This window comes from Brooklawnia sp., assembly GCF_049651565.1.
Lineage (GTDB): Bacteria > Actinomycetota > Actinomycetes > Propionibacteriales > Propionibacteriaceae > Brooklawnia.
The window spans coordinates 1-17281 of record NZ_JBASCI010000225.1; the positions used below are offsets into that span (position 1 = coordinate 1).

The 17281-nt window shown below is 66.4% G+C and carries 18 protein-coding genes and 2 tRNA genes; 18 read left to right on the plus strand and 2 right to left on the minus strand.

What is annotated here, in order from left to right; translation table 11 throughout:
* The 9 genes from WBL05_RS10615 to WBL05_RS10655 all read left to right on the plus strand — a co-directional run.
* Nucleotides 1–333 (plus strand): sensor histidine kinase (locus WBL05_RS10615; RefSeq protein WP_424225805.1); only part of this gene is annotated, 333 nt, incomplete at its 5' end.
* The gene (locus tag WBL05_RS10620; protein WP_424225806.1) at nucleotides 330–959 is read left to right on the plus strand and encodes a response regulator; all 630 of its coding nucleotides are present in this window, start codon (nucleotides 330–332) and stop codon (nucleotides 957–959) included. The genes WBL05_RS10615 and WBL05_RS10620, both read left to right, overlap by 4 nt.
* A 38-nt stretch (nucleotides 960–997) precedes the next feature.
* Nucleotides 998–1882: an ABC transporter ATP-binding protein gene (locus tag WBL05_RS10625; protein WP_424225808.1), complete on the plus strand. Its 885-nt coding sequence runs from the start codon at nucleotides 998–1000 to the stop codon at nucleotides 1880–1882.
* Entirely contained in the window at nucleotides 1879–2541 is a 663-nt protein-coding gene (locus WBL05_RS10630; protein WP_424225809.1) for an ABC transporter permease, read from the plus strand. Before WBL05_RS10625 ends, WBL05_RS10630 begins: the two co-directional genes overlap by 4 nt.
* Nucleotides 2538–3218 carry an ABC transporter permease gene (locus tag WBL05_RS10635; protein WP_424225810.1) on the plus strand — a complete coding sequence of 227 codons (681 nt, stop codon included), beginning with the start codon at nucleotides 2538–2540 and terminating at the stop codon, nucleotides 3216–3218. Before WBL05_RS10630 ends, WBL05_RS10635 begins: the two co-directional genes overlap by 4 nt.
* 61 nt (nucleotides 3219–3279) lie before the next feature.
* Nucleotides 3280–4191: an ABC transporter substrate-binding protein gene (locus tag WBL05_RS10640; protein ID WP_424225812.1), complete on the plus strand. Its 912-nt coding sequence runs from the start codon at nucleotides 3280–3282 to the stop codon at nucleotides 4189–4191.
* Nucleotides 4192–4692, plus strand: a complete 501-nt coding sequence (locus tag WBL05_RS10645) for a mycothiol transferase (RefSeq protein ID WP_424225814.1) — start codon at nucleotides 4192–4194, stop codon at nucleotides 4690–4692.
* Between the two features lie 49 nt (nucleotides 4693–4741).
* Nucleotides 4742–5536 carry a pyrroline-5-carboxylate reductase family protein gene (locus tag WBL05_RS10650; RefSeq protein ID WP_424225816.1) on the plus strand — a complete coding sequence of 265 codons (795 nt, stop codon included), beginning with the start codon at nucleotides 4742–4744 and terminating at the stop codon, nucleotides 5534–5536.
* Nucleotides 5537–5610: 74 nt separating this feature from the next.
* Nucleotides 5611–6264 (plus strand): vWA domain-containing protein, encoded by a 654-nt coding sequence (locus tag WBL05_RS10655; protein WP_424225818.1) that lies wholly within the window; start codon nucleotides 5611–5613, stop codon nucleotides 6262–6264.
* Nucleotides 6265–6352: 88 nt separating this feature from the next.
* On the opposite strand, the gene WBL05_RS10660 is transcribed toward WBL05_RS10655, so the two are convergent.
* Entirely contained in the window at nucleotides 6353–7462 is a 1110-nt protein-coding gene (locus WBL05_RS10660; protein WP_424225820.1) for a hypothetical protein, read from the minus strand.
* The gene (locus WBL05_RS10665; RefSeq protein WP_424225822.1) at nucleotides 7459–8700 is read right to left on the minus strand and encodes a PrsW family intramembrane metalloprotease; all 1242 of its coding nucleotides are present in this window, start codon (nucleotides 8698–8700) and stop codon (nucleotides 7459–7461) included. The genes WBL05_RS10660 and WBL05_RS10665 overlap by 4 nt, the downstream gene beginning before the upstream one ends.
* A 208-nt stretch (nucleotides 8701–8908) precedes the next feature.
* Here WBL05_RS10665 and WBL05_RS10670 point away from each other — a divergent pair.
* The 9 genes from WBL05_RS10670 (at nucleotide 8909) to cas2 (ending at nucleotide 16966) form a co-directional block, all read left to right on the plus strand.
* Nucleotides 8909–8985 (plus strand) — tRNA-Asp (locus tag WBL05_RS10670).
* Between the two features lies 1 nt (nucleotide 8986).
* Nucleotides 8987–9060, plus strand: a tRNA-Phe gene (locus WBL05_RS10675).
* A gap of 377 nt (nucleotides 9061–9437) precedes the next feature.
* On the plus strand, nucleotides 9438–11612 hold the full coding sequence (cas3, locus tag WBL05_RS10680; RefSeq protein WP_424225823.1) for a CRISPR-associated helicase Cas3': 2175 nt from the start codon (nucleotides 9438–9440) through the stop codon (nucleotides 11610–11612).
* An 18-nt stretch (nucleotides 11613–11630) separates the two neighbouring features.
* Complete coding sequence (gene cas5c / locus WBL05_RS10685; RefSeq protein ID WP_424225824.1) at nucleotides 11631–12287, plus strand: type I-C CRISPR-associated protein Cas5c; 657 nt, start codon at nucleotides 11631–11633, stop codon at nucleotides 12285–12287.
* A 20-nt stretch (nucleotides 12288–12307) separates the two neighbouring features.
* On the plus strand, nucleotides 12308–14155 hold the full coding sequence (locus tag WBL05_RS10690) for a type I-C CRISPR-associated protein Cas8c/Csd1 (RefSeq protein ID WP_424225833.1): 1848 nt from the start codon (nucleotides 12308–12310) through the stop codon (nucleotides 14153–14155).
* Between the two features lie 14 nt (nucleotides 14156–14169).
* The gene (cas7c, locus tag WBL05_RS10695) at nucleotides 14170–15036 is read left to right on the plus strand and encodes a type I-C CRISPR-associated protein Cas7/Csd2 (RefSeq protein WP_424225826.1); all 867 of its coding nucleotides are present in this window, start codon (nucleotides 14170–14172) and stop codon (nucleotides 15034–15036) included.
* Nucleotides 15037–15044: 8 nt separating this feature from the next.
* Nucleotides 15045–15659, plus strand: a complete 615-nt coding sequence (gene cas4, locus WBL05_RS10700; protein WP_424225828.1) for a CRISPR-associated protein Cas4 — start codon at nucleotides 15045–15047, stop codon at nucleotides 15657–15659.
* A 3-nt stretch (nucleotides 15660–15662) separates the two neighbouring features.
* Entirely contained in the window at nucleotides 15663–16679 is a 1017-nt protein-coding gene (gene cas1 / locus WBL05_RS10705) for a CRISPR-associated endonuclease Cas1 (protein WP_424225830.1), read from the plus strand.
* A complete protein-coding gene (gene cas2, locus WBL05_RS10710; RefSeq protein ID WP_424225832.1) occupies nucleotides 16676–16966 on the plus strand; it encodes a CRISPR-associated endonuclease Cas2 in 291 nt (96 codons plus the stop codon). The genes cas1 and cas2 overlap by 4 nt, the downstream gene beginning before the upstream one ends.
* Nucleotides 16967–17281: the final 315 nt, after the last annotated feature.

Below are 17281 nucleotides of genomic sequence, written 5' to 3' on the forward strand. Positions count from 1 at the left end.
TCGGACCGGGTCGGGGTGCCGGCCCGGCTCAGCGTCACCGGCCCGGTGACCGGGACGCCGCACGACGCCGACCTGCTGCGAATCAGCCAGGAGTCACTTTCCAACGTCACCAGGCACGCCCGGGCCAGCAGCGTCCAGATCAGCCTGGACTACGCACCACACCAGGTCACCCTGCAGGTGCGGGACGACGGGTTTGGTTTCGAGCCGGAGTTGGTCGACGATGGCCATGGGCTGGCCGGCATGCGAGCCAGGTTGTCGGCCATCGGAGGGCGTCTCGAACTCGACAGCGCCCCGGGCGACGGCTGCACGGTGAGGGCGGTGATCCCACGATGAACCAGAACGCTGAAACCATCCGCGTGGTGGTGGTGGACGACCATCCGGTGGTGCGCGACGGCCTGGTCGGCATGTTCGCCACCGAACCGGGCATCGAGGTGGTGGGCGAGGCGGCAGATGGCCGCCAGGCGTTGGTCGTGGTCAAGCAGTTCGATCCCGACGTGGTGCTGATGGATCTGCGGATGGCGGGCGGTGACGGGATCGACGCGATCGCCGCACTGCGCTCCGATGGCCGGACCAGACCGCGGATCCTGGTGCTCACCACCTACCACTCGGAGCGTGACATCCGGACCGCGCTGGCGGAAGGCGCCGACGGCTACCTGCTGAAGGACGCCCGGCGGGCCGACATCGTCCGGGCCATCCACGACCTGGTGGCGGGCCGTCCAGTGTTGACCGCCGAGGCGCTCGCGGTCCTCACTGGACGCCGCGGCGAGGAGGAACTGACCGAACGCGAGCTGCAGGCCCTGCGCCTGATCGCGGAAGGGCTGACCAACCGCAGCGCCGCCGCCCGGATGAACATCAGCGAGGCCACCTTGAAGAGCCACCTCACCCATGCCTTCGACAAGCTCGGGGTGGGTGACCGGGCGGCCGCCGTTCACGTGGCCTACCAGCGCGGCCTGCTCTGAGCCGCTGCCGGTGGCCGGCTGGCAAGTAATGTTGGCCCATGGCAGCCGACCGTGCGTCCGGTAACCGGAAGCGGGCGCCCCGCGTCCAGTTCGAGCACGTGACCAAGCACTACCCCACCCCCGGCGGGCAACCGGTGGTCGCGCTCGACGACGTCAGCCTGCAGATCGCCCCCGGCCGGATCACCGTGTTGGTGGGCTCGTCCGGCTCGGGCAAGACCACCCTGCTGCGCTGCGTGAACCGGATGGTCACACCCACCAGCGGCCGCGTCCTGATCGATGACGCCGACGTCGCCGGCCTCGACGCCGTTCAGTTGCGGCGAACTATCGGCTATGTGATGCAGGAATCCGGGCTGCTCCCCCACCGCCGGGTGATCGACAACATCGCCACCGTCCCGCGGCTGAACGGCACGTCGAGGCGGGACGCCCACGCCCGCGGACTGGAGTTGATGGACATGGTCGGGCTGAACCGCAGCCTGGCGACCCGTTACCCCGGCGAGCTGTCCGGCGGGCAGCAGCAGCGCGTCGGGGTCGCCCGGGCGCTGGCGGTCAGCCCGACGCTGCTGCTGATGGACGAACCGTTCGGCGCGGTCGACCCGATCGTCCGGGCCGACCTGCAGACCGAACTGCGGGCACTGCAGGCCGACCTGGCGGCCACCATCATCTTCGTCACCCACGACATCTCCGAGGCGCTGATCCTCGGCGACCACGTGGTGATCCTCGCCGAATCCGGCCGGATCGCCCAGCAGGGCAGCGGCATCGAACTGGTCGCCCAGCCCGCCGACCAGTTCGTCGCGTCCTTCCTCGGTCTGGACGCCGAACGCGGCCTGCGGGTGTGCGAGGTGGCCGGCGTCCCAGTGGTGGTGGACGCGAGCGGCCGGCCGATCGGAAGGCTGAACGAACCGGGCGAGAGGGCTGCCAGGTGAACTGGTTGCTGAACAACCAGCCGACGGTCTGGGCTGCGCTGTGGTCGCACCTGGTGCTGTCGGTGCCGGCGATCGCGGCCAGCTTCCTGGTCTCGGTGCCGGTGGGCTGGGCGGCCCAGCGCTACCGGTGGCTGCGGTTCCCGGTGGTCACCGGCTCGTCGTTGATGTATGCGATCCCTTCGTTGCCGCTGCTGATCGTCCTGCCGCTGGTCATCGGCACCACCGTGCGGTCGTCGATCAATGTGGTGGTGGCCCTCACCCTGTACGGGATCGCGCTGATGGTTCGTTCGGTGGCCGACTCGCTGGCCGCGGTTCCCCGCGACGCGATCACCTCGGCAACCGCGATGGGCTTCTCCCCGTTGCGCCGCTTCCTCGCCGTCGAACTGCCGCTGGCCGGGCCGGGCCTGCTGGCCGGTCTGCGGGTAGTGGCGGTCAGCACCGTCGCCCTGGTCACCGTCAGCGCCGTGCTGGGTGTGCACAGCCTGGGGATGCTGTTCACCGACGGCTTCCAGCGCGGCATCATCGCCGAGGTGGTCACCGGCATCGTCGGAACGGTGGTGCTGGCCGTGGTCATCGACCGGTCGCTGGTGGCGGCCGGGTGGCTGCTGATGCCCTGGCTGCGGGCCCGGCCCCGGCCGGTGAACGAGGGCGCGGCATGAACTACCTGACTGCGGCGCTGGCCTGGCTCGCCGACCCGGCCAACCAGTCCGGCCCGGACGGTATCTGGGCCCGGCTGGGCGAGCACCTGCTGTACACGCTGATCGCCACCGGCGGTGCCGCGGCGGTGGCCATCCCGCTCGGTTACGCGATCGGCCACACCGGCCGCGGCCGCAACCTGGTGGTCGGTGCGACCGGGGCCGCCCGCGCCCTGCCCACCCTCGGTGTGCTCACCCTGATCGCCCTACTGGCCGGGGTCGGGGTGGGGGCGCCGCTGTTCGCGCTGGCGGTGCTGGCCAGCCCGTCGATCCTGGCCGGCGCGTACGCCAGCGTCGAGGCGGTGGAGCCGGGCGCCGTGGACGCCGCCCGGTCGATCGGCATGAGCGAGTGGCAGGTGCTGTCGCGGGTGGAGGTTCCGCTCGGGCTGCCGCACCTGGTCGGTGGGCTGCGCTCGGCGTTCCTGCAGGTGGTGGCCACCGCCACCCTGGTCGCCTACGTGGGCGGTGGCGGGCTGGGCCGCTTCCTCTTCCTGGGATTGAAGACCCAGGACTACCCGCAGATGCTGGCGGCGTCCCTGCTGGTGGTCGGCCTGGCGATTTTCGGTGAACTTGGGTTCGAAGTGCTGACCAGGCTGGCTGCGGCCCGAATCCATCGTCCGGTCGCGGTGCCGCTCACCTGACCGGCCGCTAGGGTGAATGCAGTCGGCTTCTTCGGCCGTCCCCGGAACGGAGGTAACCCCCATGGTCCGAAAGCTCTCCGCGATTCTCGCCGCCGGTGCGCTGGCGCTGGGACTGGCCGCCTGCGGCGGCAGTGACCCGATGGTCGGGGCCGAAAGCGGCTCCCCGGCTGCTGGCGGATCGCTGGTCGTCGGTTCGCAGCAGTACTACTCGAACGAGATCATCGCAGAGCTGTACGCGCAGGCACTGGAGGCCGAGGGCTACCAGGTGACCCGCGAGTTCCAGATCGGTCAACGCGAGGTGTACCTGCCCGAGATGGAGGACGGCCGGATCGATCTGCTGCCCGAGTACAACGGCAACCTGCTGCAGTACTACGACCCCGAATCCACCGCCCGCACCCCCGAGCAGGTAACCGCTGCGTTGGCCGAGGTGCTGCCGGACGGCATCCGGCCCCTTGAGATGGCCGAGGCCACCGACCAGGACTCCTACACGGTGACGCAGGCCACCGCCGATGAGTACGACCTGACCGAGATCGGCGACCTCACCAACCTGCCCCAGCCGGTGCGGATCGCCGCGAACTCCGAGTTCGCCACCCGCCCCTACGGCATCCCGGGGCTGCTGGAGGTCTACGGCGTCCAGGGTGAACTGGTGCCGATCGAGGACTCCGGCTCGGCCCTGACGGTGAAGGCGCTGGTCGACGGCGATGTGCAGGTGGCCGACATCTACACCGCCAGCCCGGCAATCAAGACCAACAACCTGGTCAGCCTGGCCGACCCGGAGGCGCTGATCCTGCCGCAGAATGTGGTGCCAATCGTCTCCGACGCGGTCGACGAGCGGGCCGCCGGGATCATCAACGAGGTCAGCGCGCAACTGGGGGTGGACGACCTGATCTCGCTGAATGCCCGCAGCGTGGACGAGCAACTCGGCTCGGCCACCATCGCGACCGAGTGGTTGCAGGAGAAGGGGCTGATCTAGTTGGACGCCATCGAGGTCCTCCGCGACGGTTTCGGACGGGTCGCCGAGACCCTGCCCAGGCACCTGGCCGGGCTGGACGCCGAGCTGCTGCTGTGGCAGCCGAAGCCGGAGGCGAACTCGATCGGCTGGCTGGCCTGGCACATCGGCCGCTGTGAGGACGCCCAGGTGGCAGCCATCGCAGGCGAGCCGGACGTCTACTCACAGCAGGGTTGGGTCGACCGGGTCGACCTGCCCTATCGCGACCACGAGATCGGTTACGGGCACACCCCCGCCCAGGTGCGCGAGTTCCGGATCACCGACCCGGCGTTGCTGACCGACTACTACGCCGCTGTGCACGAGGCGACGCTGCGCCTGCTTGCCGACCTGACGGCCGACGACCTGGACCGGCTGGTCGACGACCCGTTCCAGGTCAGCGTCGGGGTGCGGCTGGTGTCGGTGGTCAACGATGTCACCCAGCACCTGGGTCAGATCGGCTACCTGCGGGGGCTCATCGACGCCTGAGCCCACTAGCCTTGCGGCTATCTGAAGACAGCAGAGCAAGGGAGCAACCGTGGCTGAGGTTTGGGACGGCCGGATCGCGATCATCGGTGTGGGACAGATCGGTACTTCATTGCTGAAGGGGTTGCTGCGGGCCGGTTGCGACCCGGACGGCATCAGGGTCGCCACCCGGAATCCGCAACACGCCGCCGAGGTGGCCGCCGCATATGGGGTGACCGCGGCGTCGGCGACTTCGGCGGTCGGGGACGCGTCGCTGGTCTTCGTGGCCGTCCGACAGGCCCAGGTCGTTGATTCGCTGACCGAGCTGGCACCCCACCTGGCCCCGGGCGCGGTGGTGGTCTCACTGGCCGGCTCCCCCGACCTGGCCACCATGGCCGGTGCGATGCCGGCCGGGACGCCCCTGCTGCGGGTGATGCCGAACCCGGCGATGGCGGTGGGTGCAGGACTGAGCGGCATCTGCCCGGCGCCGGACTGCCCGGCCGAGGTGACCGACCGGGTCCGGAGGCTGATCGGGCGGCTGGGCAAGGTGTTGGACCTGTCCGAGGAACAGCTGGTCAGGATTGGCTCGCTGTCCGGCCACGGGCAGGCGGTGCTATACTACGTCGCCGACGCGATCGTCGCGTGGGGTGTGCTGCAGGGCTTCACCAGAGCCCAGGCGAGCGAAGTCGTGACCGGTACGCTCGCCGGCGCCGCCGCGATGCTGGCGGCCAACGACGTCCCGCCGGCGGAGTTGCAGCACCAGCTGTGCACGCCGGGCGGTTCCACGATCAGGTCGATGTCCGAGCTGGACGACCGCGGCGTCCGGGGTTCGATCATCGCCGGCATGGACGGCGGCCGCTACAAGTAGGGACATTGCGGGCAAGGCTGGGCACGGGCCGTGGTGCCAGCGACAATTGAAGACACACCCAACTGGGAGCCGAAATGACTGATCCCAACTTCACCGTCATCCAGGCGATCATCGATCGCTCCGGATCCATGCAATCCATCCGCAGCGACGCCGAGGGCGGCTTCGACGCCTTCATCGCCGACCAGCGCGCCCAACCCGGCGAGTGCCAGGTGAGCCTGGCCCAGTTCGACCACGAGTACCAGGTGGTGTACGAGGACAGGCCGGTCGCCGAGGTGCCGAAGCTGGTCATCGAACCGCGCGGCAGCACCGCGCTGCTGGACGCGATCGGTCGCACCATCACCACCCTCGGCGTCCGGCTGGCGCAACTGCCCGAGGACCGGCGTCCCGGCACCGTCGTGGTGTGCATCGTCACCGACGGCCAGGAGAACGCGTCCCGCGAGTTCGACTACCACGTGATCAGGACGATGATCACCCACCAGGAGCAGGTCTACAGCTGGACGTTCGTGTACCTTGGCGCCGACCAGGACGCCATGGAACAGGGCAGCCGGATGGGCATCAGCCCGACCCGCTCGCTCACCTACAGCCGCGCAAACACCGCCGACGCGTACCAGGTCATGTCCACGGCGGTCAGCCGGATGAGGTCGGCAGCGGCGGACGGGGCTGCCAACCCGTCGCAGGCCGCCGACTTCACTGATGAGGAGCGCAAACAGGCCGGGGGCCACCTGTAGGCCCGAGGGTTCCTGCAGGCCGTCCAGCTCAGCGAAGGGCGCCGCGCCCCGTCATGGGTGCCCGGCGCCCTTGCGTTGCCAGAGCTGATCAGCCGATCAGCAGCGCCCCCACCAGGTCGGCGGTGATCATGTTGTAGTCGTCCACCGAGGCGTTCCAGTCCTCGGGCAATACCAGCATGGACGACAGCACAGCCACCCCGTCGGCGTTGCGGGACGCGATCGTCGAGCCCAGCACGGCCTCGAACGATCCGGCACTGGTGGTGCGGACACCCTGCATCACCATCACCGAGGCGGTCGCGTCGGGGCCGACATCGCGCGGGTAGGGCCCATCGACCATCGGGTCCTGGAAGGTGGCGGCCATCTGCTCGATGTACCCGCTCATCACCGCATCGGCGCCGACGCCCGGATCGGTGCGGAACGACTGCAGGGTGATGTAGGCGACCGAGTTGGTGACCACGGCCAGGCCGGGTTCGGACTCCACGATCTCCCAGCTGATCGGCACCACGACCGTGACCTCGCCAAGGTCGATCAGCATGCCGCCATCCGGCGCCGGCTCCTCCGGTTCCTGCGGCTCCCCCGGTTCCTGGGTCGGCTCGGCCGGCGCGGTGGGTTCGGCGGGCTGGGTGGGCTCGGTCGGTTCAGCGGGCTGGGTGGGGTCGCTGGTCGGCGCGTCCGTGGTGGGTGGCGCGTTCGGGGATGACGTTGCCGTCGGCGGTGGCGGGGTCGGGTCGGCGGCCCGGTTGCCGAACAGCGCCCAGGCGATGATGCCGATCAGCAACGCCCCGGCGATGCCGACGATGAGCAGCAGGTTCACCTTGCCGGCCGGCTTCCTGGGTGGCATGCCGCCGCCACCGCCGGCGAATCTGGTGTTCGGGTTGTAGGGCCCGCCCGGGCCGGACGGGTAGCCGCCCTGTGGGTAGCCGCCGGCCTGCGGGTAGCCGCCCTGCTGCGGGTAGCCCTGTTGCGGGTGACCACCCGGGCGGGGCGCCCCCTGCGGGTGGTAACCGCCTTGGGGCCCCGGTGGGTAGCCAGCCTGGGCAGGGAAGCCACCCGGTTGCGGTCCGGCCTGCGGGTAACCACCCTGCTGGGGAGGCCAGGCCTGCGGCTGGTCGCGCTGCGGCAGCGGCGGAGGCTGCTGGTCGGACCCGGGGCGGTCAGCTGGACGGGCCTGGTCGTCTGGTCCTTGCGGCTGGCTCATCGCTCTTCCTCCGTCCGGTCGGTCTGGTCCTGGGCCTGGCGGGTGTCGGCTGCGCCAGCCTCGGCGTCCGGGACTTCGCCAGCGCCACCGGCCGGCACTGGCACCCGCTGGACCGCGGCGATGCCCAGGCCGCAGGTGGAGCAGAACAGCGCGTCCGGCAGCAGCGGCATCTCGCAGTTGACGCAGAAGTGCAGCTCACCATCGGCCCCCACCCCGGCTCCGCGGGCAGCGGCCTCCATCGCGGCCTCCATCAGGGCGACGTGCAGCACGTTGCGGGCGGCCAGCGTGACCCCTGCCAGCAGCGCCACCCCGCCGATCAACGCCAGGATCACGCTGACACCGCCGTTCGGAACCAGCCCGCTCAGGAAGATGATCAGGTTGAACGCCGCGACCACGCCGATGGCCAGCGCGACCCCACGCAGGTAGCGGCCGGTGAAGCCGTCGTAGCCCTTGCCCAGGCCGGAGAACTCGGCCACGGCGATGCCGGACGCGGTGCCATAGATGATCGGCTTCACGAAACCGTGCAGCAGGAGCAGGACGATCATCTGCAGCGCGTCGATGTGCTGGGTGCCGGCGAAGCCGATCTGCAGCATCGACCAGTACAGCACGAGGGTCTCGGCGGCCGCGTAGGCGACGCCCGAGATCACCCCGAAGCTGAACCCGTCCATCAGGTCGTCGAACTCCTTGCGGCTGGCCAGCACCACCGGCCCGAGCTGGCGGATGACCTCGCCCACCACCGGTACCAGCAGCACCATCACCAGGAATCCCCGGGTGTGGAACGGTTGTGCGGCGTCCGGCAGCGCAACCATCGCGTTGGTGCCGCGCAGCTGCTGCCACAGCAGCGTCCAGCCGACGCCGAGGGCGAAGGTGAAGACGAACGCCAGCAGGGTGACCAGGATCGGGTGGTCCTCCCACAGGTTCACGTCGTAGATGTAGACGATGTAGACAATCGGGATCGCGAATGCCGCGACCATCAGCGCGAGCGGCACCGCGCCGAGGGCGGCCGTGACGACCATGATCAGCAAGGTGATGAGCAGGGCCACCCGATAGGTACCGGGATGCCCCGCAGTGCCGCGCGGCATGATCGTGCTGACCGGGCTGAAGCTCAGCACGGGCTCATTGGGTTGGGCGGCATAGGACTTCTTGCGCTGGACGTCCTGCGAGACAAGGTCGTGGCCGCAGTGGTGACAGTAGTGCGCCGCCTGCGGCAACCAACCGTCACAGCGAGGGCATTCCACCAGGAACCTCCTTCGATGGCCGGGTGATCAATATCCCGGACGGCGCCACCATACTGGGGCACGTACCGGTAGGCGCGTAGTCACAGCGAAGACACGGGGTACCGGGGAAAGGCAGACCCCGCCCGGATAGGGCCATCCGGGCGGTTTTGTGTTCTGCCGACGGTTCCGGTTATGATTCACGAGTTGTCCCGAAAGGGACGGCACACCTGGCCCCGTAGCGCAGTTGGTTAGCGCGCCGCCCTGTCACGGCGGAGGTCGCGGGTTCGAGTCCCGTCGGGGTCGCCAAGGCCAGGTAGCTCAGTTGGTAGTAGCGTTCGCCTGAAAAGTGAAAGGTCGGCGGTTCGACCCCGCCCCTGGCCACCCGTGATAACCCGCTCGGTCGAGCCGATGAAACCGATTCCGGTGACCTAGTGGTGGCTGAACCGGCGTCGACAAGCTTGGCGACCACCGAGCGCTCATCCCGAGACAGGGACGCTGGGAGTACTCACTTCCCGCACGGCGTACATACCCAGCCCGATGATGTCGCCGGTAGTCCACCGATTCGGAAGCTCCGAATGCCGCGAAACCTCCAACGCCCGTACCATTGGGCTAACAGGCCCCCAAATCAACCTCGGCTTCGACTCAGGCAGACGCTTGCACCATCCCAGGCCTCCAGGTAGGTGTTGCGCCAATCCTCAGAGCCTGGTGACGCGTAGCCTGAACAAGTAATTGTCGGCACCACAGTATTAGCTGGGCACATGGAAGAGCTTTGGGCGCACTCGTGCAACGTCGTCGGGGATCGTCACCGTCTTGCGGACCATCTGCGCGGCACGGCTGAGCTGGCCGCCAACTTCGGACGCGAACTCGGCTGGGAACGCCTGTGCTACGTGTCAGGGCTTGTGCATGATATTGGTAAGGTCGTCCGCCCGTGGCAGGAGTATCTGCTGGCCAGCGAAGCCGGAGTCAGGACAGGCAGGGTCAACCACAAGACCAGCGGGGCCAACCTGTTCGCACGGATGGCGCGGGAGCCTGGTCGTCTCATCATTGAGGGTCACCATTCAGGCATCCCGAACTTCGGCCAACCCAGCGACGATGACTCCTCAAGTCTCGACAGAGACCGAGAGGTCGAGGAGGCCGCGCGTCTCCTCTTGCCCGAACTCGACGAGGCCCTTGCAGGGGGCAGCCTGATACCGGACAGGTGGTCGCAGTGGTCGAGTACCGACCCGACCGCGCTTGAGATGGCCGTGCGGATGACGCACTCGACGCTGGTGGACGCTGACTTCCTTGATACCGCTGCCCACTTCAATGCCACACGGGTCCAACTGACTCCAATGGCCGATTTCTCGGCTCTACATGATCGCTTCAGTCGGGCTCTTGACCTGGAGTTGAATGCTCGTCGCCCTTCGCCTGTGGATGTTCACAGGCGTTCCCTCTTGGAGGACTGTCTCGCGGCCGCCGACTCGCCGCAAGGAGTATTCCGTCTGCCAGCTCCGACCGGGTCGGGCAAGACCATTTCGGGCGCAGCCTTCGCGTTGGCGCACGCAGCACGTCACAGGATGAAACGCATCGTCGTGGCTGTGCCCTTCCTCTCGATCACCGAGCAGAACGCCGCCGTTTATCGCCGCCTGATCGGTGAAGAGAACGTCGTTGAGCATCACAGTGGAATCGATCCGGGGCTGAAGCAGCGAAACCATGCCGGAGCGCTGGGCGCCAAGTATGGCGTCGAGAACTGGGACGCCCCTTTCGTGGTGACGACAACCGTGCAACTGTTCGAGTCGTTGTTCTCCAACCGTCCTTCTCGAACCCGCAAACTGCATCGACTGGCGAACGCGGTGATTATTCTCGACGAGGTCCAAGCCATCCCCCCGCGCGTCCTGCCGGTGATTCTGGATGGCTTGCGCATCCTGCAACAGCACTTCGGCGCAACCGTCGTCCTGTCGTCCGCCACTCAGCCGACATGGGACCTAGTCGGCCCGTGGCGGCAGGCAGAAAGCCTGGAGGTGCACGACATAGTCTCCGAACCGAAGCGGCTTTACTCAGGCTTGCGCCGCAGTTCAGTTGAGTGGAGAACAGTGGACCGCCTGGATGATGTGGCGGACACCATGACCACCGAGGACACCGTGATGGCGGTGGTAAACACCACAGCAAACGCCCGCGATTTAGCCCTCGCGCTCCGCGATCGCGCCGCAGAAGGGCTCTTCCACCTGTCCACCCGTATGTACGCAGGCCACCGCCGGGCCGTTCTCAGCGAGGTGCGTGAGCGATTGACATCAGCGTTGCCCGTGCGCCTGGTGTCGACCCAGTTGGTCGAGGCCGGAGTGGATCTGGACTTTCCGGTTGTGCTTCGCGCTCTCGCTCCAGCAGAGAACCTGTCGCAGGCGCGGGGGCGCTGTAACCGCGAAGGCCGATCGGTGTGCGGTCGATTCGTTGTCTTGGCGTCCCCAGCCCTGTCGACCTTGGATGCTTACCGAGTCGGAGTTGCCAAAACTCGGCAGCACTTCGAGGTGCCCGGGCTCGACCTGGATGACCCCGATGCGATGCGTCGTTACTACGCAGACCTGTACGCCACGCTTGGCGTAGACGGCTTCCAGGAAGCGCAAAGGATTCAGGAGGCAAGACGACTCCTCCGATACCGGGATGTCGATAAGTTCCGAATGATTGAGGACGACGCGACGGCGGTGGTTGTCGCCGCCGCCTCGGGAGCTGAACATGTCCTGAGCGATCTCGCCCGGCAACTCAAAGCCGGCGGGGCCCCACCACCCGATCGTTTCAGGAGACTTCAGGAGTTCTCGGTCAATATTCCGACAGACATGATGGCGCGTGTCGGAGGCTACGTTGTCGAGGAACTTCCCGGAGTCTCGGTGTGGCGTGGCGCGTATGACCAGCTGACTGGTGTCAGGCTGGACATGACACCCCATGATTCGGTGTGGTAGCTGCAGAGAGGCGGCTTGATGGACTTGAGAGAACGCGACGGCTTTCCCCCACTGGTGGTTGAGCTGTGGGGGCCGGCCGCCCTGTTTACGCGGCCGGAAGCCAAAGTCGAGCGCGTGTCGTATCCGGTCATGACTCCGAGCGCCGCCGTCGGTGTCCTCGAAGCGATCTTCTGGAAGCCAGAGTTCACATGGCAGGTGGTCGCCATCGAAGTGCTGGCGCCCATTCGTGAAGGCCGCGTCCGCCGCAACGAAACCACCCAGGTCGTTCCACGCGACAGCGCCCTGCGTGGCGAGCGGGTCAACACCGCGGACCATCGAACCCAACGAGCTTCTACCATCCTCCTTGATGTGCGGTACCGGGTTCATGCCCATGTCGTTCTACGGGATCATGCGACCGACCCAGTCCCGAAGTACCGCGATCAGTTCCGTCGGCGCGTTGATCGTGGCGCGTGCTTCAGCCAGCCGTACTTCGGAACCCGGGAGTTTCCCGCAGCCTTCGGCCCGGCGAGCGAGGCCGCCCCGGTGCCACTCTCGGGAGATCTTGGGGTCATGCTGCACTCCATCAAGCACGGCAAGGACGGCCACAACCCGCAGTCATCGTGGTTCACGGCGCGGTTGGACCATGGCGTCCTACATGTTCCTGAACAGGGCATCACCGCCGGGGGGACCACGTGAAAACGTTGTTCAAGGCTTTGGTGAAGTACGCAGACGACCAAGGACTCCTCGAGAAGCCATACCACGCCCCTGTCCGTTTCATGTGGCAGCTCGACCTCAACCCGGACGGATCGCTGGCCTCAAGGGAGTTGACTCCACTCTCGACTCCGCGCGAGGTGCGGGGCAAGCTCAAGGAGGAGCGCGGACGGGTCGTCACAGTGCCACGCATGACTCGAACAAGCGGTGTCTCGCCGATGCTCGGATCAGACGACATCGCTTACGTGCTCGGTTGGGTGCCTGAAGCGCCAGATCCGGGCGACACAGCGGCCGGGAGAGCTCACGAGAAGGCGGTACGGGGCGCTCGCGAGCGACACGAGGCATGGACAGCGCTGACTCGCCGATGGGCCGCCAGCCCGGCAGCAGCTCACGACCCGATCCCCCACGCTTTGGTGAAGTTCCTTGAATCGGGCGTGGATGAGGTGCTGCAACCAGCTGAATGGTCTTCGAAGGACGGAGTCATCATCCACGTCGGGATGGTTCCGGCACCCCTTGCCAGCTCAGCTGCCCCCTTCTGGATACAACACGTAGAGGGCACGAAGGGGTCCGGTCGAGTAGGACTATGCCTTATCTGCGGGATGGACGGTCCAGTCGTCGACTCCTTCCCACAGCCCGTGAAGGGGCCACTCATCCCGAATGGCCAAACCTCCGGCGTGGCTCCTGTGAGCGTGAACGAAGATGTGTACGGCTACGGTCTTCGCCGTGGTCTCGAACAGGTACCCATCTGCGTGAACTGCGCGCAAGCGATTCCGAACAGCCTGAACCATCTCTTGTCGGACACGACACGTGCCCACCGCTCGCCTGACGCCGCGACCACTTGGTGGGTGGACGGCGCCTCGAACTTCAATGCGCTCGATGCACTGTCTCCAACGCAAGACAGCGCCGTTGCTGACCTGATCCAACGTGTGCACAGTGGGCGAGGTACCCGCCACGCCCTCGACCTGGACCAGTTCTACGCAGTCACTCTCGAGGCGAACGGCCCCCGGATGATCGTCCATGAATGGACACAGATGCCCCTCATCACCCTCCAGGAAAACATCTTGGCGTGGTTCGCTCACGTTCGCCTGCAACCCCTATGGCCTCAGGGTCGCGCTTACCAGCCGTTGTGGCTGCTCGCCAACGCCACGGGCAGACACGATCCCGAGACGAACCGCTACATGACTCCGTCCGACAAAGGGGGGCGTCACCCGCACGCCATCCTTGAAACCCTGCAGACTGCTGCGCTCCAGCGCAGACCCCTCCCCCGTCACATCGCCTCGCACGTCGTCTCACGGGTGGCGGCGGACGGCCACGTAGACGACCCCCGAGTAGCGCTACTACGGCTGTACCTCACCCGCTCACAGTCCTTGAAGGGAACTCCGATGCCTGGTCTCGACCCAGACAACACCCAGCCCGCCTACCTGTTGGGACGACTGATGTCGGTCTATGAGGACACCCAATACGCAGCGGCCACTGTAGATGGCGGCGATCCCCCTAACGCGACGTTCGTCGATAAGTACCTTGCTGGCGCCATAACGTCACCGCGTCTGGTGCTGACAGCGGGTGGTCGTCAAGCACCCGCCTGGCTGTCGAAACTGCGGCGCAGCGGTCGTGACTGGTTCCACCGACGGGACATGGACGAAATCATCGCTGAACTCAGCCCGGCAGATCCCGGACCCACCCGAGCGACCCTCGATGAACAAGCGTTGTTCCTGCTCGGCTATCACCACCAACGTGCGCACAGCAACGCCGCACGCGCGACGGCGGCGGCCAACTCCGTCGCGAAGGCACAAGGGCACGAATCTGCTCCCGACCCGAATATCTCGCACCGAAACCCAAGCAACGCTCAATGAGGAGAAACCCAAGCATGGCAGCGCACACCGACCCGACCGTACGTCACGACATCGTGTTCCACTTCGACATCAAGGACGGCAACCCGAACGGCGACCCAGACGCGGGCAACCGCCCACGAGTCGACCCCGAGACGGGACACGGTCTGGTGACGGACGTCGCGTTGAAACGGAAGATCCGGGACACGATTGGGCTGGCCAGTGGCGACGCCGCGGGCTACGGCATCTTTGTTACGGCCGGTACCGCCCTCAACGACACCCTCGAGCGCTCATACAAAGAAACGGGCACCAAGCTCGGCAAGGAGACCAAAGACGCCAGAGCGGCGCGCGAGTGGCTGTGCAGGAACTACTTCGACATCCGCCTGTTCGGTGCCGTCATGTCGACCGGTAGCACGCCCGCTCTCGGACAGATCCGCGGCCCGCTGCAGGTCTCCTTCGCGCGGAGCATCGACCCAGTCACCCCAGCCGAGCACGCCATCACCCGCGTTGCGCACACCACCGCGAAGGATGCCGAGAAAACGGGCGGCACCATGGGAAGCAAGTGGACCATCCCCTACGGTCTCTACCAGGCAACCATGTCCTACTCCGCAGCGCGCGGCCTTCAAACCGGAGTGACCGAACGTGACCTCGAGCTGTTGTATCAGTGTCTCGTCAACATGTTCGACCACACTTCAAGCGCAGCGAGAGCAGCCATGGCGGCGCGTTCATTGGTGATCTTCACCCACGAGGACGCCTTCGGACGTGCCCCAATGCATGCCTTGGTCGAACGTGTCTCGGTCGCCAGAGCCGACGGAGTGGACGTTGCCCGCGAGTTCGCGGACTACTCGTTGACCGTGGACTTCGAAGGGCTACCGGAAGGTGTCTCGGTCGGAAGACTGCTCTAGGCGCCGGGATGGCCGACTACATGGCGCTGTCGATCGTCGAGCACCACGCTTACTGCCCGCGACAGGCCGCGCTGATCCACGTTGAAGGACTGTGGGCGGCCAGCGCCGATACCGCACGAGGCGAGGCTGACCACGCGGCAGTCGACCGCGCGGTCCGCTCAGAATCTCGCGCCGGCGTGGTGACCTGGTCATCATTGCCCGTCTGGAGTGATCGGCTTCAACTGACTGGCGTCTGCGACGCCGTCGAATTAGTGGAGGGAGTTCCTGTCCCCATCGAGTACAAGCCGCGACACTCTTTCCGGCTGAAGGCGCCGGCCGCACAGCAACTGGCAGCCCAAGCGCTCTGCCTGGAGGAGATGTGGGGTTGTGAAGTCGTCACAGGAGTCCTGTACACGCGTGCGGACCGGCGCAGGCACGAGATACCTATCGACGCCGCCCTCCGAGCAGTCACCGAGGAGACGATCCGAGCTTGTCATGCCCTGATCCAAGACCGGCTGCTGCCGCCCGTTGTGGCAGACCGCCGCAGGTGCGACAGGTGCTCGCTGGCTGAAGTGTGCGGCGTTGAACTACCCGATCCAACCAACTCAGCTCTATTCGTCCCTCAGCCCGAAGGCGCATGGTGAGCGATGGATCTGGGTGACACGGTGTTCATCTCAACACCCGGGACGTTGCTGCGACTGGAGGGTGATGCCCTACGTGTCGTGTTACCGGACAAGCCGGGACGTCATCTTGTGCCTTTGCATCGAGTCGAGTCACTCATTCTATGGCACGGGGTTGACATCAGTTCGGACTCACTGCGCTGGTGCATTGACCACGGGGTGCACGTTACCTGGATTACTCAGAACGGACGCCTGCACGCCAGCATCACCGGCCACGAGCCTGCCCGACCCGAACTTCACCTTGCACAGTTCCGAGCCTACGAGGATCCTGACCATCGACTGGAGTTAGCCCGCGTGATCACGGCCGGCAAGCTCCAGAACTATCGGCAGTTACTCCTGCGGAGCGCCCGCGACGCGCGAGGAGCACGACAGACTACCCTTCGGCACATCGCCGAGCTGCACTCCCTCGCCATCTCGAAGCTCGCGATGGCGTCGAATCTGACGGAAGTGATGGGCATTGAAGGCCGCGCGGCACGTGAGTACTTCGGCTCACTCAACCATGTCATCGCGGGCGCAGTGAACACCCGAACACGCCGACCACCAACCGATCCGGTCAACTGCTACTTGTCCGCCACCTACGGCCTTCTGAGGTCATCAATACACAGCGCGATCGTCCACGTTGGTCTTGATCCGCACGTGGGTTTCATCCACGGGGTGCGAGGCCCGAAACCGACGCTCGCGCTGGACTTGATGGAGGAGATGCGTGCGCTGCTGGTCGATCGCCTCGTTGCCACGCTGTTCAACCGAAACCAAGTTCGCGACTCGTACTGGCGTGAAGTAGCCGGCGGGGCGGTCCTGCTCACGGATGCAGGCTGGAAGCACCTGCTCACGGAGTGGGTCGCAGCCCGTCAGCGACTCTGGCCCCACAAAGTGCTCGGCAGGAGGATCCCTGCTGCCGAGATCCCCTTCGTGCAAGCACGAGCCCTTGCCCGACACCTTCGCGAACCGCAGCATGTCTACGCTCCTTGGCTGGTGACCGGATGATCGACGCCATCGTTGTCTATGACGTCCAGACCGGCACTCCCGCCGGTGCACGCAGGTTGCGCGCCGTGGCAAAGCTCTGCGAGGGCATCGGCACGCGTGTTCAATACTCGGTCTTCGAGCTGCATTGCGAACCCGCCCAACTCGTGAAGTTGATGAAGGCAATCGAAGACACAATCGTGGAGGACGACTCGGTCCGCGTGTACCGCGTGCCTGCCGGTGTTCTGGCAAAGGTAATCCAGATCGGACGCCAAAGGCCCACGCCACTGCCGGGTGCCGTGATCTGGTGACTGTTGGGAACCCATAGCGCACAGCCCCTGGCGCGGAGGTCCGGCGGACGCATCGCCAGCGTAGAGGGGAGTTCTCCACAACTCGACTGAGAGAGTCCCTAATCTAGGTTGAAATCCCTGCTCAAGCAGGGTGGCGTCCCCTCTTCGGAGGGGACGAGGATCGCAACTCGCCGGCATCGGCGAATAGGAGTGGCTGATCGGTTCGTGGCGTCCCCTCTTCGGAGGGGACGAGGATCGCAACGAAGCGGGTGTGGAGTGGGTGGTTTGGGTTGGTGGGTGGCGTCCCCTCTTCGGAGGGGACGAGGATCGCAACTG